This window comes from Palleronia rufa (genome assembly GCF_000743715.1).
Classification (GTDB): Bacteria; Pseudomonadota; Alphaproteobacteria; order Rhodobacterales; family Rhodobacteraceae; genus Palleronia; species Palleronia rufa.
On record NZ_JQEY01000003.1, the window covers coordinates 279,964 to 303,041 of the forward strand.

Consider the following 23,078-nt stretch of genomic DNA (forward strand, 5'->3'; position numbering starts at 1 on the left):
GGCGTTAACCTCGGGTTGCGATGAGGCGGGGGTGGCAGCACCGGAGCTTTCGTGGCGCGCATCCTCTACGTTCACGTGCCCAAATGCGGCGGAACCAGCTTCGGCGCGGCGCTGCGGCTGGTGCATCCCTTCGCCCAAGCAGGCATCGACATCGACCGCGCCCGGGCCGAGGCGCTGGCCGAGGCGCCGCAGCTGGCCGGCCGCGCGCTCATCGCCGCCGACTACCGGCGGCGCGACCGGCAGCTCAGGGACCATCTGGCCCGGGGGACGGCCTGCATCTCCGGCCATGTGCAGCTGTCGGAGGCGCTGCTCGACGGGCCGGCGCAGGGCTGGCTGGCGGTGACGCTCCTGCGCGATCCGGTGGCGCGGTTCGTGTCCCATTACGCCTATCTCCAGCGCCACCACCCCGACCCGGCCCGCGCCGCCACGCTGGAGGCGTTCCTGGACACCGACGACGCGCTGCGGCTGGGGTCGGAATACCTGTTCCATTTCGGCGGCGACTGGCAGGGGCCGGGCGCGGACCCGGACCTGGGCCCGCGCGCCGCCCGGACGCTGGCGCGCTGCGCGCTGGTGGGCGACCTGGCGCGCCCGGGGCAGTTCGCGCGCGACCTGTCGCGCCTGGCCCGACGGCCGCTGCCCCGGCTGGCCCGCAACCGCGCGCCGGCACCGGCCGAGGTGCCCGCGCCGCTCCGCGCGCGGATCGAAACGATCTGCGCGCCCGACATCGCGCTGTTCCGCGCGGCAATGCGCGACCGGTGCGCGGCGTGATCGGGCTGGTCTCTCCGATCTCGATCCTGGCGCTGTGCTGGGGCATTACCGTCACCGGCGCATGGGTGGCGCTTGCCTTTCCGGAGCGGTTCGACCTGGTGGCGGTGTTCCTGCTGCGCCAGTCCATCACTCCGGGCACGCTGGCCCCGATGGGCGCCGTCTGGCTGGCCCTGGCGCTGGCGACATGGACGGTCGCGGACCGGGCGACGGCCATCGCCCTGCCGGCGCCGCGCGCGTTCCGCGTGGGCATCCACCCCGACCGGGCCGCGCGGACCGTGCTCTGGGCGACGCTGCTCTGCGTGGGGGTCACGGCGCTCTGGGTCGTGGTGTCCTCCCGCGGGCTCGGCGGGCCCATCGGTCTGGCGCGGCTGGCGCTCGACGATCCCGACAGCGCCCGCGACCACCTGCTTCGGGGCAAGCTCTTTCCGGGGATGCGGCTGGCCTATGCGGCCCTGCCCGGCACCGGCGCCTTCGCCGCGGCGCTGCTGGCGCTGGGCGGGCTGACCGGCGGGCAACGCCGGGCCTGCATGGTTGCGGTGGCGCTTTCCGGGCTGGTGCTGCTGATCCTGCCGGTGGTGATGAGCCAGCGGCTGCTGACGCTGCAATTCGCGATCTCCACCTACCTGGCGATCTGCCTTGTGCGCGGCCGCCTGCTGGCACTGGGCTGGCTTGGGCTGGGGGCGGCCGCCTTCGCCGCCGTCTGGATCATGCGCGAGGCGATCACCAACCCCAGCATCGACCGCGGGATGCTGGATATCGCGTTGCAAAAGGCGCTCTACTACACCGCCAACGACCTGTGGAACAGCTTCGAGCCCCTTGGACGTGAGCTTCGCCATACCGGCGGGGCGCTGACCTTCTCCGGGCTTGCGGTGCTGACCGCCACCGACGGTCTGTGGTCGGAGATGGCGGCCGACCGGCTGGAGGCGCTGGAGACCATGAAGGGCGGCGGAGAGTTCTCCCTGCTGACCACCGCCTTCGTGGATTTCGGCGTCGTCGGCGGCACCGTGGAGGTGGCGGTCTTCGCCGTGCTCTTCCGGCTGGTCTGGCACGCGGGACAGGGCCGGTTCGGCGCGGCGCTGGCCTATTCGCAGATCGGTGCGGCGCTCTTTTTCTCCTCCCACGGCAACTACGTCACCCATCAGAACCTGCTGACGTCTCTGGGGCTGATCTGGGTGGTGCTGAACCTGTCGCGGGTCTCCGCGCCGGAGCGCGCCAGCGAAGGGGGCGCCCGTGGCCTTCCTGTCTGATGCCACGTTCACGCGCTCCGTCGCACCGCCCTCCGACCGGCTGGTGGGGCTGCAGATGCTGCGCGGGATCGCCGCCATGCTGGTGCTCATCGGCCATGTCCTTGCCGAGGCGCAGCATTACTTCGGGCGCGACATGCCGCTGATGGGCCTGCCGTGGAGCCGGGGCGTGGACATCTTCTTCGTCATCTCGGGCTTCGTCGTGGTGCTGTCGGCGCGGCGCTACGCCGGCCGTCCGGGGGCATTCCTGAAACGCCGCGCGCTCAGGGTCGTGCCGCTCTACTGGCTCTTCACGTCGCTAATGGTCGCGGTCCTGCTGCTGGCACCCGGGGCGGCCAAGGACACGGCCCTGGAGCCGGGACAGATCGTCGCCTCCTATCTCTTCGTCCCGTTCGAACGCCACGACGGCCGCATCGCCCCGGTCCTGTCGCTGGGCTGGACGCTGAACTACGAGATGTGGTTCTACGCGCTGCTGGCCATGGCGCTTTGCCTCAAGCGTCCCATCACGGCAGTGGCGGCGGTCCTGGTGACGCTGGTGGCGGTGGGCGTGGCGCTACGCCCGACCGGCGCGGTCGGCGTGACCTGGACCAACCCGCTGGTCCTGGAATTCCTGATGGGCGCGGTCCTGGCGCGGATCTACGAGACCCACGGCAGGCGGGACGACGCGCGGCTGGGCATCGGTCTGCTGCTGGCCGGGCTGGCGCTTCTGGTGACGCTGGACGGGCTCGACCTGCCGCGCGCCGTGGCGGCCGGCGTGCCGGCGGCGGTGATCGTCGCGGCGGCGACGCTCTACTGGCCGCAGGGAATCGCCCCCGGCCAGAGGCTCGGGGACGCCAGCTACGCGCTCTATCTGTCGCACCGTTTCGCGCTCAGGCCGCTGACCCTGCTTCTGGTGCCGCTTCTGCCGGCGACGCCGCTGGCCATCGCGCTCTTTTGCGCGGTGGCGATGGGATCGGCCCTCGCCGTGGCCTTCGCCGTCCACGCGGGGATCGAGGCGCCGCTTCTGGCACGGCTGGCCGCCCGCCGCGCGGAGGGCCGCACCGCATGACGGCAACCCTCTGGTCGGCCCTGCTGCAATGGTCGCGGGTCGGCATCGGCACGGCCCTCTTTCTGGTCGCCGCGCGGATCCTTCCGCTGGCCGAACTCGGCGCCTTCGCCACGGCCTTCGCCCCCGTGCGCCTGTCCCAGGGGCCGGTCCGCGCCGCCGTGGCCGACGCTGCCGTGGTGCTGGGAACGCGGGCGCCGGCGCTCTCGGCCCTGGCGGGTTTGGCGCTGGCGGCGTCGCTGATTCTTGCCGCGGGGCTGTGGCTGGCCGCACCGCTCCTGCCCGCCGCGGTGTCCGGCCCGCTCCGCTGGCTCGCGCTGGTTCCACCGATCTGGGCGGTCGGCGCGGTGCCGGAGGGCGTGCTGCGACGCGACATGGCGCTGAAGGCGCTGGCCCTGCGCAGCATCGCCGCGCAGGGTATCGCCGGCGGCGCGGCCCTGTGGCTGCTGATGGCCGGCGCCGGGATCTGGGCGCTGGTGGTCTTCGCGGTGGCCAACGCGGGCCTTGCCAGCGGTCTGGCGCTGCTGCTGTCGGGCTGGCGGCCTAGGCGGCCGGCGCAGGGGCGGACCGCCGCCCGCACGCTGCGCGATCTGGCCCTGCGGGAAGGGGTCTCCGGCCTGCCCGTCCCGCTGGCGCAGATGGCCGTCGGTGCGGTCTTCGGACTGACCGCGGCGGGCGCGTTCCAGATCGCCGCGCGGGCGCTGCAGCTGGCCGATTCGCTGGCGCTCGCCCCGTTGCGCTATCTGGCGCTGCCGCGCCTTGCACGCGACCCGGCCAGGCTGGGCGGTGAGCTTGAGCGCGCTTGCCTCGTGGGCGGCTGGATCGCGGCACTGATCGCCGGCGCGGGGCCGGAGGGGCTGGCGCTGCTGGTGGGACCGAAAGCCGCCGCCGCCACGCCGCTGTTCCTGGCACTGACGCCCATGCCGCTCATCGCCGCCGCGACCATGCCGGTGCGCCAGGCCCTCGCCGCGCGGGGCGACACCCGCGCGGCGCTGGCCCTTTCGCTGCTCACACTGGCGGCGAGCGTCTCGGCGCTGGCCGCGGCCCTGGCGCTGTCGCCCACCGCGATCGCCGCCGCGCTTCCCGTGGCGGGTGCCGGGGCCGCGGCGATCTGGATGCGTCGCGGACCGGCCCGCGACATCGCCGCCGGCGCCCTGCCCTCTGCGCTGGCCGGTCCCGTCGCCTCGGCCGCCCTCGCGGTGCTGGCGACCCGGCCCCTCGCGGCGCTGGGTCTGCCCGATCCGCTCGCCGCGGCACTTCTGGGTCTTGGTGTGAGCGCCATCTACGCGGCGACGGCGGCGGTCCTCAGACCCGCGACCGCAACGGCATGAGGCGCGTCGCGATCCTCACCGGCCACATGGCGCATCAACTGCGCCGGCCCAGCCTTCTGTGGGTCGCGGACGCGCTGCGCACCACCGGCTGGCATGTGACCCTGGTGACCGTGGGCTACAGCTGGATCTCAAAGCTTTGCGGCGACGCACGGCTGGCCGCCCTGCCCGCCCCGCCCCGTTCCGGGCCGGTCGCGCCGGGTCTGGAGGCGGTGTTCGGATACGCGCCGATCCATCCGTTCTCGACCGGGCGCGACTGGCTCGACGAGGGCCTGAGGCCCCTTCATGCAGGCTTCGCGGCCTACTGGCGTCAGCGGCTGGTCCGCGCGCTTGCGGGAAGCGAGGTGGTCATCGTGGAATCCGGCGCGCCGCTTCTGCTGGCCCGTGCCGCTCGCAGCGCTGCGCCGGAGGCGCGCCTGATCTACCGGGTCAACGACGATATCGCCCTTCTTGGCGCGCCCCGCTGGATGGTCCGCGCGGAGCCGCGGCTCGCCCGTCTGTGCGACCGGCTCAGCACAGCCAGCCCCCGCCTGGCAGAGCGGTTCGCCCATCCGAACGTAACGATCGACCCCATGGGCCTGCCCGCCGCCGATCTGACGCGCGCCCGTCCCGATCCCTTCACCCCCCGCGCGCGGGTCGAGGCCGTCTGCGCCGGCACCACGCAGATCGATCTTTCCGCCCTTTGCCGGCTCGCCAGGGCGCGGCCACGCTGGCGGCTCCACGTCCTCGGCCGCCTGCCTCGGCCCGCCGACTTGCCGGCGAACCTGATCCTGCACGGCGAGCAAAGCTTTGAGGTCACGCTGGCGCACATCCAGCACGCCGACGTCGGGCTGGCGGCGTACCGTGATCGTCCCGGCGTCGCCTACCAGGCCGACAATTCCAACCGCATCCTGCTCTATCGCCATACCGGTCTGCCGATCCTTGGGCCGGCCGGCCTCTGCCATCCGTCCCGCCCCACCATTCTGGACTGGTCCGACCCCGCGGCGCTCCGCCGCTGCGAGACGTGGGAAAAGCGGCCCGAACCCCTGCCCGACTGGAGCGATCTCGCCCGCCGCCTTACCGCCCCCGCCACATGCGAACGGGCGAAGCCGAAGCCCCGCCCGTCCGTGTCGGCCGTGGCCGCCCGTCAGTAGGTATCGACGATCCCGCCGCTGGTGATCGACACCGCACCCGCCACCGACGTGAACGCCCTGAGCGAGACATGCCCGCCGTTGGCCTCGATCACGAAGGCGTCGCCGGGTCCCGCCGCGTCGCCGCGGCACCGGTCCAGCCACATGCGCCCGGAATGGGAGCATTTGTAGGCGACGGACGAACCGTCGATGTCGCGGGCCACCGCGTCGCACCCGACCATCCAGGTGCGCGTATCCTGGATACAGTGGACCTCTGCCCCGTTGCGCGACTGACCGAAACTGCCCGACAACGCCACGCCGCGCACGGAATCGTGGGTGGTGAACCCGTTGCAGGACGTGGCCTCCCCCCAGCCGTTGCCGAAGCCGGTGCAACGCTCCAGAAGCGCGTGCATCCCCGGCGTACCGTCGTCGTGGAACGACCAGCCGTCCTTGGCCCCGCCGGAGGCGTCGCTGTCGAAGAAGGCGCAGAGCCCGGTCACCTGCCGGATCCGCACCGCGTCCTGCGGCGCGCTCGGCACCGACGGCGCCGAATAGCGGAAAGAGCAGTTCACCCCGACGATGTTGCGCGCGGACTGCGGATCGCAGTGCAGCGCGCCGGTGATGCCGCCTTCGGTATGGATGTTCTCCAGGTAGAGATCGCTGTTGTGGGTCATGAACCGCGCCCCGTGGAACGACCGTATCAGGGCGATGTCGTTCAGTCCCGGTGCGCGGCCGATGTTCACATGGACGCGCCCGCCCTCGACGGTCCAGCTGTCCGGGGTCGCTGCGCAATCGGCCACGGTCGCGACCTCGGCCAGTTCCCGGTAGAGCCCCGCCGGCGTCGGAACGTCGGTGCGGAACACCCGCCGGACGGCGGACACGCTTGCCCGGTACGTGCCCTCGAACACCGTCCAGGCCTGCGCCCAGGGCCCGGTGCGGTACTTCACCGGACCGCCCCAGCCCAGGATCGCCACCGGCTGGTCGGGTTCCACGTTGCCGTTCTTGGTGAAGGACGACTCCTGGTAGCGACCCGATTTCACGATCACGCGGTAGGCCGCGCCCGTCGCGTTGCCGGCGGTGAACGCGGCATGGATGGTGCGCTTGGCGGCAGAGAAATCGCCATCCGCAGCGCCCAGCCCGCTATAGAGATCGTCGCCCGCCTGACCGTCCACATGGATCGCCGCGCCGGTCCAGATCGCCGGATCGACCAGCGACCGCGGCGCAAGTCCCGAGCGCGCGTCGCGCCCGCGTCCCATCACCGCCAGGGGCGCCAGGTCCGCGTTCCAGCCCAGCCCCGGCGGCGGCGTCAGCGCGGTCGTCCCCCGGTCGCCCAGGGGGCCGGAGCCCGCGCCCAGCCCGATGTCGAGCCCCAGCATCAGTAGAGCCCCACGACACCCGCCGCGGTGGTTCCGCTGGAGTTCACGCGGGTCAGGCGGACCGGATAGATCGCGCCGGGCACCAGTGCCGGCAGGACCAGGGCCGTGCCGTCGAGCATGGCGACCGACAGATCGCCGCCCTCCGCGACCATCACGGCGCGGGTGACTTTCGGCAGATCGGCATCGTCGTCGGGGGTGATGGCGTAGCCGCCGCGAACGGGCGAATCGAATCCGGCGACATGACCGGCGAAAGGATCGATGATCGGCATGGTGGTCTCCTGAAAAGCGGGTTGCAGCAGGGCGCACCGTGGTCGCATCGGGTAAACGCGCGGCAACCGCGCCGTACGGTGGCCGCCGGGGCGGCATAGCCCAACTGGCCGAGTGGCCGGTGTCCCGGGGCTGGCCTATCTTGCCCGCCATGCGCCGCGCCCTTCTTCTGACCTTGTCGCTTTTGATCGGACTGGCGGCGCCCGTCTTCTCTGCGGAGCGCCCGCGCCCCCGCCCCGCGCAGGAGCGCTGCACCGAAAACGGCGCCTCATGCATCCGCCTGGCCAGCTATACGGACGATGTCTGTACCGCGATCGAGGGAGCCGCACGCGCCTACGACCTGGATCCGGGTTACTTCGCCCGCCTGCTCTGGCAAGAAAGCCTGTTCGACGCCGCAGCGATCAGCCCGGCGGGCGCGCAGGGCATCGCCCAGTTCATGCCCGGAACGGCAGAGCTTCGCGGCCTGGACGATCCGTTCAACCCGGCCAGCGCGATCCGGGCCTCCGCCGCCTATCTGGGCGACCTGACGCGGATGTTCGGCAACGAGGGGCTGGCCGCCGCCGCCTACAACAGCGGCGAGGCGCGGACCGCCGATTTCGTCCGGCGCGGCCGCGACCTGCCGGCAGAGACCCGCGCCTATGTCCAGGTCATCACCGGCCACTCCGCCCGCGCCTGGCGCGACGGAACGCCCGGGGACGTGGATTACCGGCTGGCGCCGAACGGCAGTTTCGCAGAGGCCTGCCGGCGCCAGGCCGCGACCCGCACTGTCAGGAGCTTCAGGCCCGAGATCCCGCCGTGGGGCGTAATCGTCGCTGCCGGACGCCGCCGACCCACGGTGGAAATGTTCGCCGACCGCGTCCGCCGCAGCCATGGCGGCATCATCGGCGACCGGCCCATAGAAATTTCGGACGGCCGTATCCCGGGCCTGCGCAACGCCAGCCGGCTCGTCGCGCGGGTGGTCACCCCCACGCGGGACGAGGCGCGCCGGCTCTGCCGCAGGCTGCAGCAGGCCAACGCCTATTGTGTGGTGTCGGGCCCGAACTGACGGGAAAGAAATCGGTGCGGCGCCCGCCGGACGCCGCCCCGTCGCATCAGCCGGCCGACGTCACGCCGCAACGTCATCCTCTTCCAGCGCCGCGACGGCCTGTTCCAACTCTTCCTTGGACACGTCCTTTTCGGACACCTTGGCCTGTTCGACGATGAAGTCGATCACCTTGTCCTCGAACAGCGGTGCCTGGATCTGCTGGCGCATCTGCGGGTTCTGCTGCACGAACTCGAAGAACTGCCGCTCCTGCCCGGGATACTGCCGCGCCTGGTTCATCACCGCCTGGGTCATCTCGGCGTCGGTGACGCTGATCTCGTTCTTGCGGCCCAGCTCGGCCAGCAACAGGCCCAGGCGCACGCGCCGCTCGGCCAGGGACATGTGCTCGTCCGTCGGCTCGATCTCGGGGTGATCGTGGCCCTGGACGTCGGGGTTTTCCTCATGCCATAGTTGATGGGCGATCTGGTCGGCCTCCGCCTTCACCAGGCTCGGCGGCAGATCGAAGCTCACCTTGTCGTCCAGCGCGTCCAGAAGCTTGCGCTTCATCACCTGCCGCGCGGCCTGGTTATACTCCGCGGCCAGCCGCTCGCGGATCTGCGCCTTGAGCGCCTCCAGATCGTCCGCACCGTATCCCTTGGCCATCTCGTCATCGACCTCTGCCGCCTTCGGCGCCTTCACCTCCTTGACGGTGCAGGCGAAGGAAGCGTCCTTTCCGGCCAGGTGCGGTGCCTGGTAGTCCTCGGGGAAGGAGACCTTGATCTCCTTCTCGTCGCCCGCGGTCGCGCCGGCCAACTGCTCCTCGAACCCAGGGATGAACGATCCGGACCCCAGGACCAGCGGATAGTCCTCCGCCGCTCCGCCCTCGAATTCCTCGCCGTCGACAGATCCCTTGAAGTCGATCACCACCTGGTCGCCATCCTCGGCCGCGCCCTCCTTGGCCTCGAACGACTTGGCGTTCTCGGCCAGCGACTTCAGCGCCTCGTCCACGGCGGTCTCGTCAGGGGTCACGACCAGTTTCTCGACCTCGATGGAGGACGAATCCAGATCCGGGATCTCTGGCAGTTTCTCATAGGACATCCGCACTTCGATATCGTCGCCCTGCTTCCATTGCTCGTTGGCCATCTTGACCTCGGGCTGCATGGCGGGCCGGTCGCCGGTCTCCTCGAAATGCCTGGACATCGCGCCGTCCACGGTCTCCTGCATGGCCTCGCCCAGAAGCCGCTCTCCGAACTGCTTTTTCAGCAGCGCCATGGGCACCTTGCCCTTGCGAAAGCCCTTCATCTCGACCGTCGGCTGCGCCTCGGCCAGCTTTTCCATGACCTTCGCGTCGAGCTCGTCGGCGGTCACGGTAATGGTATAGCCGCGCTTCAAGCCGTCGTTCAGCGTCTCGTTAACCTGCATGTCTGCGTCCTCGTGCCATGGTCGGTCCGACGGTGCGCCACCGCCCGAAAATTTGCGCCCTTCTAGGGACGGAGCCCATTCTGCGCAAGGTGAAACGGGGTCGCCCGGCGGCCCCGCCAGCCAGGCGACCGGCCCGTGCCCTGTCGCACTTTGATCTCGATGACCTGAGAAGCGATGACGTGAAGCGCGTCCACCGTGACAGCCACGATCAGCTTCGCAGCCATCTTGCGGACTTCATGGCGGCCTACAACTCCGCCCGACGGCTCAGGACACTCGGCGGCCTCACGCCATACGACTACATCTGCAACATCTGGACATCAGAACCGGATCGATCCATCCTGGATCCGATCCACCAGATGCCGGGACTGAACAGCTAGAACCAGGTTTGACAGGCCTCTCAGCGCCACGGGCGCAGGTCTGACCGAAGGTCCCCGAGTAGTCTTGCTCCGTTTCACCGGATACTCGGGCGGTTGCGATTTGAGCTGCGATGAACGCGCGGGGTGAGCGCATTCTCGGTAGCGGGTGCGGGTGGTTGTCGTTGTCGTCGTCGCACTACCCTGCGATCGATCCGGGGACGGTCGCTTCGTCGGGCAGCGACGTGATGCGGGCGTGATCGCGCTTTGGCGTCGTCACGGATGCCTCGGCAAGCGCAAAGCCGCGTCGGCGCTATCACAAAGCGCAAGATGCGGCGGTGGTGCCGCTGATCACCGCGCTGGTGGCGGCAAGGCCGACCTACGGATATCGCCGCATCACGGCCATTTTGAACCGGCAGTTGCGCGCTACAGGCGCAGAACCCGTCAACCACAAGCGCGTTTACCGCATTATGCAGGCGAGATGCTCAGCGATAATGGATCGCCCTATATCGCCAAAGACACCCGCATCTTTGCCCGGCAGCTCGGCCTGAAACCCTGCTTCACCCCGGTGAAGAGTCCGCAAAGCAACGGAATATCAGAGGCCTTAGTCAACACGCTGAAGCGGGACTACGTGAACGTTACGCCGCTGCCAAACGCCACCACCGTCCTCGGATTGATCGCCGGGTGGTTCGAGGACTACAATGAAAATCACCCGCACTCGGGGCTGAAGATGCGCTCACCACGCGAGTTCATCGCAGCCCAAACCGCAACCGCCTGAGTGTCCGGTAAAACGGGGGCAAGATCAAAGGGTTACTGTCGCGGCGACGATAGAGGACGAAAGGCGAACACGTTAGCCGAAGCCTTCACGGCGTTGGCAAGGCTACGGTAAGTGTTCACGCTCTTGTGAGCGTTCGCGTGCCGGTGCAAGGATCAATCCGGCTAAAGCCTTTCGGTTTTAACCTGCAACATATCCGGCAGCCTTGAAGTAATTCCAGCACTCTGCTGGGTCGTAGAGATCGCAGATTGCGCCGATGGCTTGAAAGACCTCGGTGAAGGTTCTGGCCCCGATTTTTCGAAGGTGGGCTTTCAGCTTTGAGCAAGCCTGCTCTATGGGGTTCAGGTCGGGTGAGTATGGCGGCAGGTAGAGGAACCAGCAGCCGTGGTCTCGCAAGGCCTGCGCGGCCTCCTTATTCCGATGCGTGGCCAAGTTGTCGAGGATGACGACGGTGCCGCGTACGATCTCTGGAACGAGCACCTCGCGGATGTAGGCGGCAAAGGCGGGGCCGTCCATCGCGCCCTTGATGACCCACGGCGCGATCAACGCATCTTGTGTCAGCCCTGCAATCAATGTCTGCGTGCCCCAACTTCCGAAAGGCGCCTCCATCGTCAGTCGTTGACCGCGTTTGGCCCTGCCGCGCAGGCGCGTGAGGTTCGTCTTCACTGCTGTTTCATCAATGAAGACAACGCGATCCGGCAAGGCCGCAATGGCAGGCAGACGGTGTTTGAACCACTCGGCCCGTTGCTGCCTTACCTTGGCACGGCGGCGCTCGGTCGCGACCAGTGACTTTTTTTGTACGTGAACCCGAGCCGGGACAGCAGGTTGGCGATGGAAGAGTGGTGCACCCGCACGCCTTCTGCCTCAGCCAGCGCATCGCGCAACTCGAACAGCGGGATGTCGGGGTCCTGTGCGATCAACTCCTCAAGGAAAGCCTGATGCGGTGCCAGCTTCCCCTTGCCGTGCGGCGGTCCCTGGGGGGSCGGTTCCGCATGGCCCTTGGTTCTCACCTGGCGCGCCCACCGCGCGCCCGTCGCTGGCGACAATTTCAGACGCAACGCCGCCGCGCGCCCGCTTGACCCTTCTTCAATGTACTTCTGAAACCGCGCCCGAAGTGCGGATGGCAATGGTGCTGACATGATCCATCCTCCCAAACAGGATGAATCACAGACCAGCTCTCAAGGGAATCCCTCACGATCCAAGTTCAAACCGAAACGCTTTAGGCCTGTGCGAACCGCGACCGGACCGAACGGCAGCCACTCCCGCGCTGTCCACGATGGGCCGAGGCCCTTGCCGCCGGGACCTCAGGGCTGGAAACGCTGGAACGGCGTTCTTCGTCGGGCGACCCGGAACGGATCGGAGCGCCTGCGCGCCCCGCCCCGTCCGGCCCCTTCCGACCCCAATGCGCGGTCCGCCGCGTCCCTCACGGCTCGACGGTCGATGGTGCCTGGTTGGCCCGGCAGCCGGCACGCACCGGGACTGGCGCCGGCGCCGCGCAGCGGCTAGAGGCCGGTCATGGGCGACAGAATTCTTCACGCATGCGCCTGCGCGGGTCCGCGGACGACCGGGCCGTGCAAGGCGATCGCAGCGATCCTTGGGGACAGGGCGGCCCGCCCGGCCGCCCGGGCGATAAAAGCCGGTGCGGTCGCGCGGGGCAACAGGCGGTCCCCGCCCATCATCCGCCGCCCGCGCCGGGTATCCAGGCAAAACGGCATCCCCGAGCGCCGGGCCGTCGACGGCGGCAGTGCTCGGGACAGGGAAACGAGACGGGTCCGCCACCACCCGGTGGACCGAGACACCGGTCCCGCAGCCGAAATCACGGCAGCCAAGGTCGGGCCCCCGCAGGTCCCCGTGGCCCGGCTGACCGGGAACGCGCCGGACCGCTCCGGCCCGGAGCCTCGCGGGCATCGCCGCGCATGACCACGGACACGCTGCGCGCGATTGGCTGGATGGTGCTGTCCATGGCGGCCTTCGCCGTGAACGATTTTTTCATCAAGCAGGTGACCGGTGCCTTGCCGCCGGGCCAGCTGATCGTCCTGGTTTCGGGCGGATGTGCCACGGTCTTTGCCGCGCTCTGTCTTCGGGCGGGGCTGCCGCTCCGCTCGGCGGGCATGGTCCATCCGCTGGTCGTTCTGCGGTCGGGCGGCGAGGTTGTCGCGACGCTGTCCTACGTCTCTGCCCTGGCGCTGGTGCCGCTGTCGCTGACCTCGGCCATCGTTCAGGTCCAGCCGCTCTTCGTGACGGCCGGCGCGGCGATCTGGCTGGGGGAACGTGTCGGCCCGGTGCGCTGGGGACTGGTGCTCACGGGCCTTCTGGGCGTGCTGCTGATGCTGCAACCCGGAGCGGACGGGTTCCGCTGGCCGGCACTTCTGGTCGTGCTGGCCGCCTCGGGTCTTGCGGCGCGGGACCTTGCCTCTCGCCGCGTCCCGGACCACATTTCCAATCTGCAACTGGCCTTCTGGGCGTTTTCGGGGCTCTTCGTCTTCGCCCTTGTCATGGCCTGGATCCAGGACCGCTGGATGCCGCTCGACCGGCGCGCACTCCTTGGCCTTGCGGCAACGGTCTGCGCCTTCGTGCTGGCTTACCTGTGCCTCATGCGCGCGACACGGATCGGTGAAGTATCGGCCGTGATCCCGTTCCGGTACACGCGCCTCTTCTTCGCCCTGCTTCTGGCAATCGTGTTTCTGGGCGAGCGGCCCGATCCGCTGACCCTGGTGGGCGCGGTCATCGTCGTGGCATCCGGCCTGGTCGGCTGGTTGCGGGAAAGACGGATCTGAGCCGACGCGACACTGCGTGCCGGGCGACCGTCCGCGCGGCCGGCGCCCGGGTGGGCCTGCAGTCGCGTCTGTGGCCTGCTGCCGGTTTCGTGGACACCGGGTTAGGTTTGCATAGCGCGGTCCTCGAACGCCATGGGGCTGAGATAGCCCAGCTTGGAATGACGTCGTCTCGGATTGTAGAAGCACTCAATGTAGTCGAACACGTCGGCGCGTGCCGCGTCGCGGGTCCGGTAGACCTTGCGGGCCGTGCGCTCGGTCTTCAGCGACGAGAAGAAGCTCTCCATCGCCGAGGTGTCCCAGACATTGCCCGCCCGGCTCATGGAGCAGATGATGCCGTTGTCGAGCAGCAGGCGTTGGAACTGCTCGCTGGTATATTGCGATCCCTGGTTGGAATGGTGGAGCAGAGCGTCGGCCTTGCCGCGCCGCCAAACCGCCATCATCAGGGCATCCATGACCAGCGTGGCGTCCCAGTCCGCCTTCATCGACCAGCCGACGACGCGCCGGGAGAAGAGGTCGAGCACGACCGAGACGTAAAGCCAGCCCTCTGCGGTCCAGATGTAGGTGAAGTCGGCCAGCCATTTCTGGTTCGGCCGGTCGGCTTGGAAGTCGCGGTCGAGGATGTTGCCGGCGATGACCGAGCGTTCGCCATCATCCTTCGGATTCCCGCGCCGCTTTGGTCGCGCTCTCATAGCGTTCTGCCGCATGAGGCGCTCGATCCGGTGCAGCCCGCAGGCCAACCCTTCCTCGAGCACGTCGCGCCAGACCCGACGTGCGCCATAGGTGCGGTCGCTGGCCTTGAAGCTCTTGTCGATCTCCAAGACGAGCTTCGCATCGTAGATCGCCCGGGCGCTGATCGGTCGCTTGAGCCAGGCGTGGAAGCCAGACCGAGAGACGCCCAGCACCGCGCACATCCAGCTGACGGGCCAGATATGCCGGTGCTTCGCAACGAACGCGAACGTCATGTCGCTTCCCGCGCGAAGAAGGCCGCGGCCTTTTTTAGGATGTCACGCTCCGCCCTGAGCTTGGCGACCTCTTTCTTCAGGGCCGCGATCTCGGCCAGCTCGGCGCGCTGCTGGCCATTGCCGGGGAAGGCACTGGCAGACGCCACCGTCGCTTCACGCATCCACCGCCGCAGAACACTCTCCGCCAGGTCCAGATCTCGGCACGCCTGGGCCACCGTCACGCCCCGCTCGGTCACCAGCTTCACCGCCTCGATTTTGAATTCGCGGCTGAACTTCCGTCTCGTCATATCCAATCTCCAGTTCCATGGTCACGATCTTATCTTCGTGTCCACGAAACCGGCAGCAGGCCATATCCCTCCAAAGGTTCGGGATACACCTTAGAGCATGATGAGATTAGCTTGAAGCGTATCCAGTATTGGCGAGGTAGTTCGCGCACTCCTGTGGGCTGAAGCGGTCGAGCAGTGTCCCGATCCTGCGCCACGTTGCCTCCATTGTGCGCTCGGCTGCGTTGCGGAGCATGTGTTTGAGCTTCGAGAAGACCTGTTCAATCGGGTTCAGGTCGGGGCTGTAGGGCGGCAGAAAAAGTAGATGCGCTTTCGCGTTACGGATCGCCTGCCGCACGGCTTGCCCTTTGTGGCTGCCCAGATTGTCCATAACCACCACATCGCCCGGGCGCAGGGTTGGGACGAGCACGTGCGCGACATAAGCCCGGAACGCTTCGCCGTTGACGGGACCGTCCAAAACAAAGGGCGCGTCGATCCGATCATGACGCAGCGCTGCGATAAAGGTCATGGTGCGCCAGTGACCATGCGGGGCCCGCCCGATCAGGCGTTCACCTCTGGGAGCCCAGCCGCGCAGCGGGGCCATGTTGGTCTTGGCCCAGGTTTCATCAATGAACACGAGACGACGGGGGTCGATCCGGCCCTGGTGCCGCTTCCAGCGCACACGGCGGCGGCTCACGTCGGGGCGGTTCTGCTCCTCGGCGAGTTGGGTCTTTTTTTGAACGAGTAGCCCGTGCGGCGCACGAAGGCCCAGACGGTGCGGTAGTCGACCTTGAGCCCGCGCTCGGCCAGTTCCACCACCAGTCCGCGCAGTGTGAACGGCTCCGTTATCCGCTCCAGAAGCCACGCCTCATGCCCGCCTGCAATCTTGCGTGGCGGGTGGCCGCCTGTCCCTGCCGGAGCGCAACTCCCGGTCGCACGCAAACGCTGCGACCACTTCACAACACTGGACGGAGCCACATCCAGGGCCGCTGCGACCTGACGCACGCTCTCGCCCCCCAACAGCCGCGCCATTGCCCTCTCTCGAAGGTCCATTGAAAGTGCTCTACCCACTACTCGCCCTCCATCTTGTGGTCGGCAACAGTGAATCACCAAAATGCAGGCCTGTGAATCCTCTATCGATTCAGGCTGATTTCATCCCGCTCTAGCCCGCGCCCAGCCGGATCGGTCCCCGCGCCGTCGCCGGGTCCACCGCACGCCCGCCTTTGGTGGCCGCCAGCCCGATCTCCGCCGCCACGCGCCGCACGTCGCCCATCAGCGGCCGCCAGTCGTCGGACAGCGCGCGCGCCGCCTCGGACGGGCAGAACGTCCCCGGCCTGCGCGCGTCGGCCAGCGCCCGCAGGACGCGCGCGATCTCGGCATCCTCAGCCAAGCCGGTCCTTCAGCACCCGCCGCAGGATCTTGCCGCTGGCCGATTTGGGGATCTCCTCGACGAAATGGACCTCATGGAGCTGCTTGTAGGACGACAGCCGCCCGTCCAGATGCGCGCGCACGTCCTCTGCCGACAGGTCCGCCCCCTTGGCCAGCACCACGAAGCCCACCGGGACCTCTCCGGCCTCTTCGTCGGGGCGGCCCAGCACGGCCGCGTCGGCGATGCCGTCATGGCCGCAGAGCTCTGCCTCCAGCTCCGCCGGCGCGACCTGGAAACCCTTGAACTTGATCAGCTCCTTCACCCGCTCGCGGACGAACATGTAGCCGTCCTCGTCGATCACGCACAGATCGCCGGTCTTCAGCCAGCCGTCGTCGGTGATCGTCTCGGCGGTGGCCGCGTCATTGCCCAGATAGCCAAGCATCACGTTCGGCCCGCGCACCCACAACTCGCCCTCCTCTCCCGGGGGGCGGTCCTCAAGCGTCTCGGGATCGACCACGCGCGATTCGCAATTGGCCACGGTCAGACCCGACGCCCCCGCCCGGGGGGCCTCCAGCGGCGTCACATGGCTGACCGGCGACAGTTCGGTCATGCCGTAGCCCTGCGTCATCACCGCGCCGATGCGCGTCGCGCACTGGTCGCCCAGCTCGCCGCCCAGCGGCGCCGCGCCGCACATGATCCGCGTGACCGATCCCAGGTCATGCGCCTCCACCGCCGGATGCTTGGCCAGCGCCAGCGCCACGGGCGGCACGATATAGAGGCATTCGACCTTGTGCGTCTCGGTCAGGGTCAGGAACTGCTCCAGGTCGAATCGCGGCATGGTCACCAGAGACGCGCCGCCGCACAGGTACTGGTTCATCAGCACCGTCATCCCGTAGATGTGGAAGAACGGCAGGAACGCGATCGTGGTCTCTCCCGGCGCCGGCGCGAAGACGGTCTGGCACTGCTCCACGTTGGCCACGAGGTTGCGGTGGCTCAGCATGACACCCTTGGGCATTCCCGTGGTGCCGGAGGAATAGGGCAGCACGACCACGTCGCGCTCCAGATCGACCGGCGCCTGATCCGTGAGCCGCTCGCCCATCAGATCGGTCAGAGGGATCTCGTCTGCGGCCGTGCCGATCACGGCGATGCTCTCGACGGAACTGCCCTCGGCGGCCTTCCTGGCGGTATCGACGAACGCCTCCGCCACCACCAGCAGCCGCGCCCCGGAATCCAGCAGCTGCTTGCGGACCTCATGGGCGGTGTAGGTCGGGTTGATCGTGGTGACGGTCCCCCCGGCCCAGGCGACGCCATGGAACACGGTGACGTATTCGGGGATATTGGGGGCCATCAGCGCGACCACGGCGCCCCGGCCGAAGCCCCGCTTGGTCAGCCCGCCGGCAAGCCGCTGGATCTGCTCTTTCAGCGCGGCGGCGGTGATCTGGCGGCCGCTGGGACCGTCCGTCACCGCCACCCGGTCGGGTGCAAGATCCAGCCCCTGGAACAGCCGCTCGGTGATCGAGATCGCCGGGATCTCGATATCGTCATGCGGGCTCTTGAAGATCGTCATACGGCTCCTCCCAAAGCGTGATCGTCAGGACCCTAGCACGTGCACGCCGGAGCGGAAGCCATTCCCGCCGGCACTACCGGCGCCGCGGCATGTCGCGGCACCGGGCGGCGTCGCGCCTATCCCAGCGCCTCGTCGCAGCGCGCGCAGGTTCCCGGATGGTCGTGGGTGCCGACATCGGGCAGCACCTTCCAGCAGCGCTGGCACTTCGTCCCCTGCGCCTTGGCGAAGACCACCGCGACGCCGTCCACCTCCGGCAGGCGGAACGCGGTCCGGGGGGCGGGGTCGGTGGTGACGGTGACGCCGCTGGTGATGCAGATATCGGCGAAATCGACGCCGCGCAGCGCCTCGGCCAGCCCCTCATCGGCCACATGCACGATCGGCGCGGCCTCCAGCGACGCGCCGATGGTCTTGTCCCGCCGCTCCACCTCCAGCGCGGCCGTCACCAGCCGGCGCACGCGCCGGATCCCTGCCCAGGCGGCCGCCAGGGTGTCGTCCTGCCAGTCCGCCGGCGTGTCCGGAAAATCCTCCAGATGGATTGAGGCATCGGCGGCGTCGTGCCGCTCCAGCCATACCTCTTCCATGGTAAAGACCAGGATCGGCGCCAGCCAGGTCACCAGCCGCGCGTAGAGCAGGCCCAGCACCGCCTCCGCCGCGCGGCGGCGCGGGCTGTCGGGCGCATCGCAGTAAAGCGCGTCCTTGCGAATGTCGAAATAGACCGCGCTCAGATCCACCGTCGCGAATGTGAACACCGCCTGGAACACCTCCTGGAAGTCGAACGCCCGGTAGCGGGCGCGCACATGGGCGTCGAGCTCGGCCAGCCGGTGCAGCACCCAGCGCTCCAGTTCCGGCATCTCCGCCAGATCCACCTGCGGCACCTCCACCGGCAGGTTGCCCAGGATGAAACGCAGCGTGTTCCGCAGCCGCCGGTACGAATCCGCCACGCCCTTGAGGATCTCCGGTCCGATGCGCTGGTCGGCGGTGTAGTCGGTTTGCGCCACCCACAGCCGCAGGATGTCGGCGCCGTACTGCTTGACCACCTGGTCGGGGACGATAACGTTGCCGATGGATTTCGACATCTTCACGCCCTTCTCGTCCAGGGTGAAGCCGTGGGTCACCACGTTCCGGTAGGGCGCGCGCCCGATGGTGCCGCAGGCCTGCAGCAGCGACGAATGGAACCATCCCCGGTGCTGGTCGGTGCCCTCCATGTACACATCCGCGATGCCGTCCTCTGAGCCGTCCGCCCGGTCGCGCAGCACGAAGGCATGGGTCGATCCGCTGTCGAACCACACGTCCAGGATGTCGAACACCTGGTCCCAGTCCTCCGGATCGTAGCCGTCGCCCAGGAATCGCGCCTTGGCGCCGTCGGCGTACCAGGCATCCGCGCCCTCGGCCTCGAACGCCTTCAGGATGCGGGCGTTCACCTGCGCGTCGCGCAGCAGGAAGCCGTCGTCGCCGGGCATGGCCCCGCGCCTGACGAAACAGGTCAGCGGCACGCCCCAGGCGCGCTGGCGCGACAGCACCCAGTCGGGCCGGCCCTCGATCATCGCGTGAAGCCGGTTGCGCCCGCCCCTTGGCGTCCAGGTCACCAGCTCGTCGATGGAGGTCAGGGCCCGCGCGCGGATGGTCCGCCCGTAGTCGTCCAGCCCGTCGCCCACCTCGCGGTCGATGGCTGCGAACCACTGCGGCCGGTTCAGCCGGATCACCGGCGCCTTGGAGCGCCACGAATGCGCGTCCGAGATCGTCATCCGCTGCGTCGCCGCCAGCGCGCCCGTCTCGCGCAGCTTGGCGATCACCGACTTGTTGGCATCGCCCGGCTTGCCGTTGGGCCGGATCACCTGGGCGCCCGCGAAGAACGGCAGATCGGCGCGAAAGGCGCTGTCGTCGTCCAGGTTGTAGGTCATCTCCAGCCCGTGCTTCACGCCCAGCGCGAAATCGTCGTCGCCGTGGGACGGCGCGGTATGCACGAACCCCGTGCCCGCGTCCTCCGTCACATGGTCCCCGGACAGCAGCGGCACGTCGTAGTCCCATTCGCCCGCCGCGCCCGCGGCCCCGCGGAACGGATGCGCGCAGACCATGCCGTCGGGGTTGACGCCGACCACCCGCTCCCAGGCGTCCACGCGGGCCGCGTCGCGGACGACATCGGCCAGCGCATCGGCCACGATCACCGTCTCGCCGACGCCGACCCAGTTCTCCGCCGCCGCCTCGGTCACGCGATAGACCCCGTAGGAGATGCCGGAATTGAACGCGATCGCGCGGTTCGACGGGATCGTCCAGGGCGTCGTGGTCCAGATCAGCACCGCCGCGTCGCGCAACGCCGCATCGACGCCGGTCAGGTCCAGCCCGGCCTCGTCGTCGCCGATCGACACCAGCGCGTCCTCGAAGGTCGCGGGCAGCTTGACCACCGGGAACTTCACCCAGATCGCGTCCGCCTGGCGATCGTGATACTCGACCTCCGCCTCGGCCAGCGCGGTCTTTTCCACCGGCGACCACATCACCGGCTTCGAGCCGCGGTAGAGCACGCCGCTCATCAGGAACTTCTGGAATTCCGCCGCGATCACCGCCTCGGCGTGATGGTCCATGGTCAGGTAGGGCCGGTCCCAGGCGCCGGTCACGCCCAGCCGCTGGAACTCCGCGCGCTGGATCTCCACCCAGCGGGCGGCGAATTCGCGGCACTCGCGGCGGAACTCCACCACGTCGACCTGATCCTTGTCGCGGCCCTTCTGGCGGTACTGCTCTTCGATCTTCCACTCGATCGGCAGGCCGTGGCAATCCCAGCCGGGGATGTAGCGCGCGTCCCTGCCCATCATCTGATGGCTGCGCACGATCATGTCCTTGATCGTCTTGTTCAGCGCGTGACCGATGTGCAGATGCCCGTTGGCATAGGGCGGCCCGTCATGGAGCGTGAAGGGCGCGCGCCCCTCCCGCTCGCGCAGCCGGTCGTAGATGCCGATCCGCTCCCAGCGCTCCAGCCACTCAGGCTCGCGTTTCGGCAGGCCCGCGCGCATGGGAAAATCGGTCTGCGGCAGGTTCAGCGTGTCTTTGTAGTCGGGGGTGTCGGGCGTGTCGGCGCACATGGAAGGCGTCCCGTTCTGGCGGATTGTATGGAAGTGGCGGCAAGGGGCCGCGCCCCGGTCCCGGCGGCTCGTTCAGAGCGCCGGGCCGGTAATTCGGAATATGACGACGCTGAGGGCCATGCAGCACCCGTCTTGCCAGATGCGCGCCGCCCCGACAAGCCGGGTCAGAGGCGCAGGCCGCCCCGCTCCAGCACCCCGGCCACCTCCGTGAAGTCGGCGCCGTCGGCCACCACGATGCCCAGCCTCCGCAGCGACGAGATCGCGGCCCGCGACGCATCGTCCGGCCCCGGTCCGGGCTCGCGCAGGATCACCGCGCGGATCCGGCCCGCGTGGCGATGCGCGGCCTCCAGATAGATCTGCGCGTCCTTCTGTCCGGTGTCCCCGATCAGCACGAAGTCCAGCCCCGGATTGGCCGCCAGGATGGTGTCGATCGCCCGGCCCTTGTGGTTGCCGTGGCCGCGGGTCACGAACTGGTCCTCCGCGATCCCCAGATCGCGCAGGAACATCGGCCCGGCCACCAGCCCGGCGCGGTCGAACACCTGCTCCAGGAAGCTGTGCAGGTTCCACGGGCTGGAACTTACGTAATAGACCGGGTTGCGGCCATGGTTCGCCAGATGGTCCATCAGCACGATGGCATCGGGAAAGATCCGCCTTGTGCGGGCCGATCCGGTGAACGTCGTCCAGAGGTTGCGCGCCAGGGAATAGGCGCCGGTCTGCATCATCGTGTCGTCGATATCGGACACGATGCCCAGCCGCGCCTGACCCGAGGGCACCATGGCCCGCGCCGCGGCGCGGCTGTCGGCCACGCCCTCGATCTCCAGCGCCACCTGGTGCCAGCCGGGCGCGAAGGTGCCGTCCACGCGGATCGTGACATAGCCCTCCTCGTCGCTGGTCCCCGAGGCGCCGCTCTCGCGGGCGACGACCCGCACGCCCGCCACCTCGCGGGTCAGGAACAGCGCCGCCATCTCCTTGAGGTTCTGCCACCGGCTCTGCCCCGGATCCGGCGTGGTGCGCCTGAGCGACGCCAGCACTCGCGCGCGCAGCACCAGCCCGCCGGGCACGCCGTAGCCCCGGTAGGTGTCGAGCACCGGCGCTCGGGGCGCGGTGCGCGGCCGGATCCGGTCAAGCGCGGCCTCGCCCCGGATCGCCGCGCGATGCAGCAGCGTCTTGAGCCGCAACGGCCGTCCCCCCTTACGCGTCACGCAGGCGCAGCGTAGCCCAGCGCGCCGCGTCCGCAACCGCCGCGTCGGCGTCCCCGGTCAGCCCGGCCACGACCTGTGACAGCGATGCATCGCCCGAATTGCCGATGGCATAGCAGACGTTGCGCACCATCCGGTCGCGGCCGATCCGCTTGATCGGCGATCCGGCGAACCGTGCCCGGAACCCCGCGTCGTCCAAGGCCGCAAGGTCGGCCAGCAGCGGCGCGCGGCGGCCGGGCGCGGGGGCCAGCCGCATGTCGCGGGCGGCCGCCGCGAACTTGTTCCACGGGCAGACCGCAAGGCAGTCGTCGCAGCCGTAGATCCGGTTGCCGAGGCCTTCGCGCAGGCTTTCGTCCACGGGGCCGCGATGCTCGATCGTCAGATAGGACACGCAGCGCCGCGCATCGAGCTGGAAGGGCGCCGGAAACGCATCCGTCGGACAGATGTCGAGGCACTTCCGGCACGACCCGCAATGCTCGGTCTCGGGCGGATCGGGGGGCAGATCCACGGTGGTGAAGATCGCGCCCAGAAAGACCCAATTCCCCAGATCCCGCCCCAGCAGATTGGTGTGCTTGCCCTGCCAGCCCAGCCCCGCGGCCTGCGCCAGGGGCTTTTCCATCACCGGCGCCGTATCGACGAAAACCTTGACCTGCGGGCGCGACGGATCCGCGATGCGCGCGCCGCGCGCTCCCGTCGAACCATCCCCGCCGTCCCCCCGGTATCGGCCGCCCTCCGCGGCCTCCAGCAGCCACCGCGCGACCCGCTTCAGCCGCTTCTTCACCACGTCGTGGTAGTCGCGCCCCTGTGCATAGACGCTGACCGCGCCCCGGTCCCGCAGCGCCAGATCGTCGAGCGGGTCGTGGCCGGGGGAATAGGCCTCGGCCAGCATCACCACGGACCGCGCCGCGGGCCAGAGCGCTGCGGGATCCCCCCGCCAGTCCGCCCGCGCCTCCATCCAGCCCATCTGCCCGTGACGGCCGGCCCCGAGGAACGCGCCCAGCCGCCCCGCCGCTTCGGGGATCGCGTCCGGGCGGCACACGCCCATCTTGACGAATCCCGCCGCCAGCGCCTCGCGCCGCAGCGCCGCCTTCAGCGCGTCCTTCATCTTTCCGCAAATATCCCGGGGGGCGCAGCGCGCGGGGGCAGCGCCCCCTCCCCG

The 23,078-nt window shown here is 69.1% G+C and carries 19 protein-coding genes and 2 pseudogenes; 9 read left to right on the forward strand and 12 right to left on the reverse strand.

Annotated elements, in window-relative coordinates; genetic code table 11:
* Window positions 1-51: 51 nt before the first annotated feature.
* The 5 genes from KW83_RS07135 to KW83_RS07155 are packed head-to-tail and all read left to right on the forward strand — an operon-like array spanning window position 52 to window position 5,518.
* Entirely contained in the window at window positions 52-768 is a 717-nt protein-coding gene (locus KW83_RS07135) for a sulfotransferase family 2 domain-containing protein (RefSeq protein WP_036176682.1), read from the forward strand.
* A complete protein-coding gene (locus tag KW83_RS20490; protein WP_036176685.1) occupies window positions 756-2,015 on the forward strand; it encodes a hypothetical protein in 1,260 nt (419 codons plus the stop codon). The genes KW83_RS07135 and KW83_RS20490 overlap by 13 nt, the downstream gene beginning before the upstream one ends.
* Window positions 1,999-3,060, forward strand: a complete 1,062-nt coding sequence (locus KW83_RS07145) for an acyltransferase family protein (RefSeq protein ID WP_051928338.1) — start codon at window positions 1,999-2,001, stop codon at window positions 3,058-3,060. The genes KW83_RS20490 and KW83_RS07145 overlap by 17 nt, the downstream gene beginning before the upstream one ends.
* On the forward strand, window positions 3,057-4,388 hold the full coding sequence (locus KW83_RS07150) for an oligosaccharide flippase family protein (protein ID WP_036176689.1): 1,332 nt from the start codon (window positions 3,057-3,059) through the stop codon (window positions 4,386-4,388). The genes KW83_RS07145 and KW83_RS07150 overlap by 4 nt, the downstream gene beginning before the upstream one ends.
* Window positions 4,385-5,518, forward strand: coding sequence for a GumK N-terminal domain-containing glycosyltransferase (locus tag KW83_RS07155; RefSeq protein ID WP_036176692.1), 1,134 nt, complete (start codon window positions 4,385-4,387; stop codon window positions 5,516-5,518). The genes KW83_RS07150 and KW83_RS07155 overlap by 4 nt, the downstream gene beginning before the upstream one ends.
* On the opposite strand, the gene KW83_RS07160 is transcribed toward KW83_RS07155, so the two are convergent.
* Both KW83_RS07160 and KW83_RS07165 read right to left on the reverse strand, forming a co-directional pair.
* The gene (locus tag KW83_RS07160) at window positions 5,512-6,870 is read right to left on the reverse strand and encodes a hypothetical protein (RefSeq protein WP_036176716.1); all 1,359 of its coding nucleotides are present in this window, start codon (window positions 6,868-6,870) and stop codon (window positions 5,512-5,514) included. The genes KW83_RS07155 and KW83_RS07160 overlap by 7 nt on opposite strands.
* Window positions 6,870-7,139 carry a spike base protein, RCAP_Rcc01079 family gene (locus tag KW83_RS07165; RefSeq protein ID WP_036176738.1) on the reverse strand — a complete coding sequence of 90 codons (270 nt, stop codon included), beginning with the start codon at window positions 7,137-7,139 and terminating at the stop codon, window positions 6,870-6,872. Before KW83_RS07165 ends, KW83_RS07160 begins: the two co-directional genes overlap by 1 nt.
* A gap of 149 nt (window positions 7,140-7,288) precedes the next feature.
* Here KW83_RS07165 and KW83_RS07170 point away from each other — a divergent pair, with 149 nt between their 5' ends.
* On the forward strand, window positions 7,289-8,182 hold the full coding sequence (locus KW83_RS07170) for a lytic transglycosylase domain-containing protein (RefSeq protein WP_036176741.1): 894 nt from the start codon (window positions 7,289-7,291) through the stop codon (window positions 8,180-8,182).
* Between the two features lie 60 nt (window positions 8,183-8,242).
* Here the strand turns inward: KW83_RS07170 and tig are convergent, their stop codons facing one another.
* Window positions 8,243-9,580 carry a trigger factor gene (gene tig, locus KW83_RS07175; RefSeq protein WP_036176744.1) on the reverse strand — a complete coding sequence of 446 codons (1,338 nt, stop codon included), beginning with the start codon at window positions 9,578-9,580 and terminating at the stop codon, window positions 8,243-8,245.
* A 176-nt stretch (window positions 9,581-9,756) separates the two neighbouring features.
* Between tig and KW83_RS07180 the strand changes: the two are divergent.
* Together KW83_RS07180 and KW83_RS19720 are read left to right on the forward strand one after the other, a co-directional pair.
* Window positions 9,757-9,957 (forward strand): annotated as a pseudogene (locus KW83_RS07180) (IS481 family transposase); the annotation flags it as partial.
* Window positions 9,958-10,193: 236 nt separating this feature from the next.
* A pseudogene (locus KW83_RS19720) lies at window positions 10,194-10,711 on the forward strand (integrase core domain-containing protein); the annotation flags it as partial.
* Window positions 10,712-10,888: 177 nt separating this feature from the next.
* Here the strand turns inward: KW83_RS19720 and KW83_RS21850 are convergent.
* Both KW83_RS21850 and KW83_RS21855 read right to left on the reverse strand, forming a co-directional pair.
* Complete coding sequence (locus tag KW83_RS21850; protein ID WP_407667841.1) at window positions 10,889-11,494, reverse strand: IS630 family transposase; 606 nt, start codon at window positions 11,492-11,494, stop codon at window positions 10,889-10,891.
* On the reverse strand, window positions 11,461-11,718 hold the full coding sequence (locus tag KW83_RS21855) for a hypothetical protein (RefSeq protein ID WP_407667848.1): 258 nt from the start codon (window positions 11,716-11,718) through the stop codon (window positions 11,461-11,463). Before KW83_RS21855 ends, KW83_RS21850 begins: the two co-directional genes overlap by 34 nt.
* A gap of 906 nt (window positions 11,719-12,624) precedes the next feature.
* Between KW83_RS21855 and KW83_RS07200 the strand changes: the two genes are divergently transcribed.
* Complete coding sequence (locus tag KW83_RS07200; RefSeq protein ID WP_051928340.1) at window positions 12,625-13,485, forward strand: DMT family transporter; 861 nt, start codon at window positions 12,625-12,627, stop codon at window positions 13,483-13,485.
* Window positions 13,486-13,586: 101 nt separating this feature from the next.
* Here the strand turns inward: KW83_RS07200 and KW83_RS07205 are convergent.
* The 7 genes from KW83_RS07205 to queG all read right to left on the reverse strand — a co-directional run bounded on the left by KW83_RS07205 (window position 13,587) and on the right by queG (window position 23,024).
* A protein-coding gene (locus KW83_RS07205; protein WP_152563505.1) for an IS3 family transposase occupies window positions 13,587-14,734 on the reverse strand; the annotation gives its coding sequence in 2 pieces (ribosomal slippage) (window positions 13,587-14,485 and window positions 14,485-14,734; 1,149 coding nt in all).
* A 106-nt stretch (window positions 14,735-14,840) separates the two neighbouring features.
* A protein-coding gene (locus tag KW83_RS19730) for an IS630 family transposase (protein WP_161785428.1) occupies window positions 14,841-15,781 on the reverse strand; the annotation gives its coding sequence in 2 pieces (ribosomal slippage) (window positions 14,841-15,446 and window positions 15,449-15,781; 939 coding nt in all).
* A gap of 91 nt (window positions 15,782-15,872) precedes the next feature.
* The gene (locus KW83_RS07225; protein ID WP_081904499.1) at window positions 15,873-16,100 is read right to left on the reverse strand and encodes a DUF3253 domain-containing protein; all 228 of its coding nucleotides are present in this window, start codon (window positions 16,098-16,100) and stop codon (window positions 15,873-15,875) included.
* Complete coding sequence (locus tag KW83_RS07230) at window positions 16,093-17,646, reverse strand: AMP-binding protein (RefSeq protein ID WP_036176751.1); 1,554 nt, start codon at window positions 17,644-17,646, stop codon at window positions 16,093-16,095. The genes KW83_RS07225 and KW83_RS07230 overlap by 8 nt, the downstream gene beginning before the upstream one ends.
* Before the next feature lie 116 nt (window positions 17,647-17,762).
* The gene (gene ileS, locus KW83_RS07235) at window positions 17,763-20,720 is read right to left on the reverse strand and encodes an isoleucine--tRNA ligase (protein WP_036176753.1); all 2,958 of its coding nucleotides are present in this window, start codon (window positions 20,718-20,720) and stop codon (window positions 17,763-17,765) included.
* A gap of 164 nt (window positions 20,721-20,884) precedes the next feature.
* The gene (locus KW83_RS07240) at window positions 20,885-21,898 is read right to left on the reverse strand and encodes a phosphatase domain-containing protein (protein ID WP_051928341.1); all 1,014 of its coding nucleotides are present in this window, start codon (window positions 21,896-21,898) and stop codon (window positions 20,885-20,887) included.
* A gap of 13 nt (window positions 21,899-21,911) precedes the next feature.
* Window positions 21,912-23,024 carry a tRNA epoxyqueuosine(34) reductase QueG gene (gene queG, locus KW83_RS07245; RefSeq protein ID WP_036176755.1) on the reverse strand — a complete coding sequence of 371 codons (1,113 nt, stop codon included), beginning with the start codon at window positions 23,022-23,024 and terminating at the stop codon, window positions 21,912-21,914.
* Between the last annotated feature and the right edge of the window lie 54 nt (window positions 23,025-23,078).

Coding starts and splice junctions, on each gene's coding strand:
- KW83_RS07150 (WP_036176689.1), top strand. CDS start 3,057: ATGACGGCAACCCTCTGGTCGGCCCTGCTGCAATGGTCGCGGGTCGGC.
- KW83_RS07155 (WP_036176692.1), top strand. CDS start 4,385: ATGAGGCGCGTCGCGATCCTCACCGGCCACATGGCGCATCAACTGCGC.
- KW83_RS07160 (WP_036176716.1), bottom strand. CDS start 6,870: ATGCTGGGGCTCGACATCGGGCTGGGCGCGGGCTCCGGCCCCCTGGGC.
- KW83_RS07165 (WP_036176738.1), bottom strand. CDS start 7,139: ATGCCGATCATCGATCCTTTCGCCGGTCATGTCGCCGGATTCGATTCG.
- KW83_RS07170 (WP_036176741.1), top strand. CDS start 7,289: ATGCGCCGCGCCCTTCTTCTGACCTTGTCGCTTTTGATCGGACTGGCG.
- tig (WP_036176744.1), bottom strand. CDS start 9,580: ATGCAGGTTAACGAGACGCTGAACGACGGCTTGAAGCGCGGCTATACC.
- KW83_RS07200 (WP_051928340.1), top strand. CDS start 12,625: ATGACCACGGACACGCTGCGCGCGATTGGCTGGATGGTGCTGTCCATG.
- KW83_RS07230 (WP_036176751.1), bottom strand. CDS start 17,646: ATGACGATCTTCAAGAGCCCGCATGACGATATCGAGATCCCGGCGATC.
- ileS (WP_036176753.1), bottom strand. CDS start 20,720: ATGTGCGCCGACACGCCCGACACCCCCGACTACAAAGACACGCTGAAC.
- queG (WP_036176755.1), bottom strand. CDS start 23,024: ATGAAGGACGCGCTGAAGGCGGCGCTGCGGCGCGAGGCGCTGGCGGCG.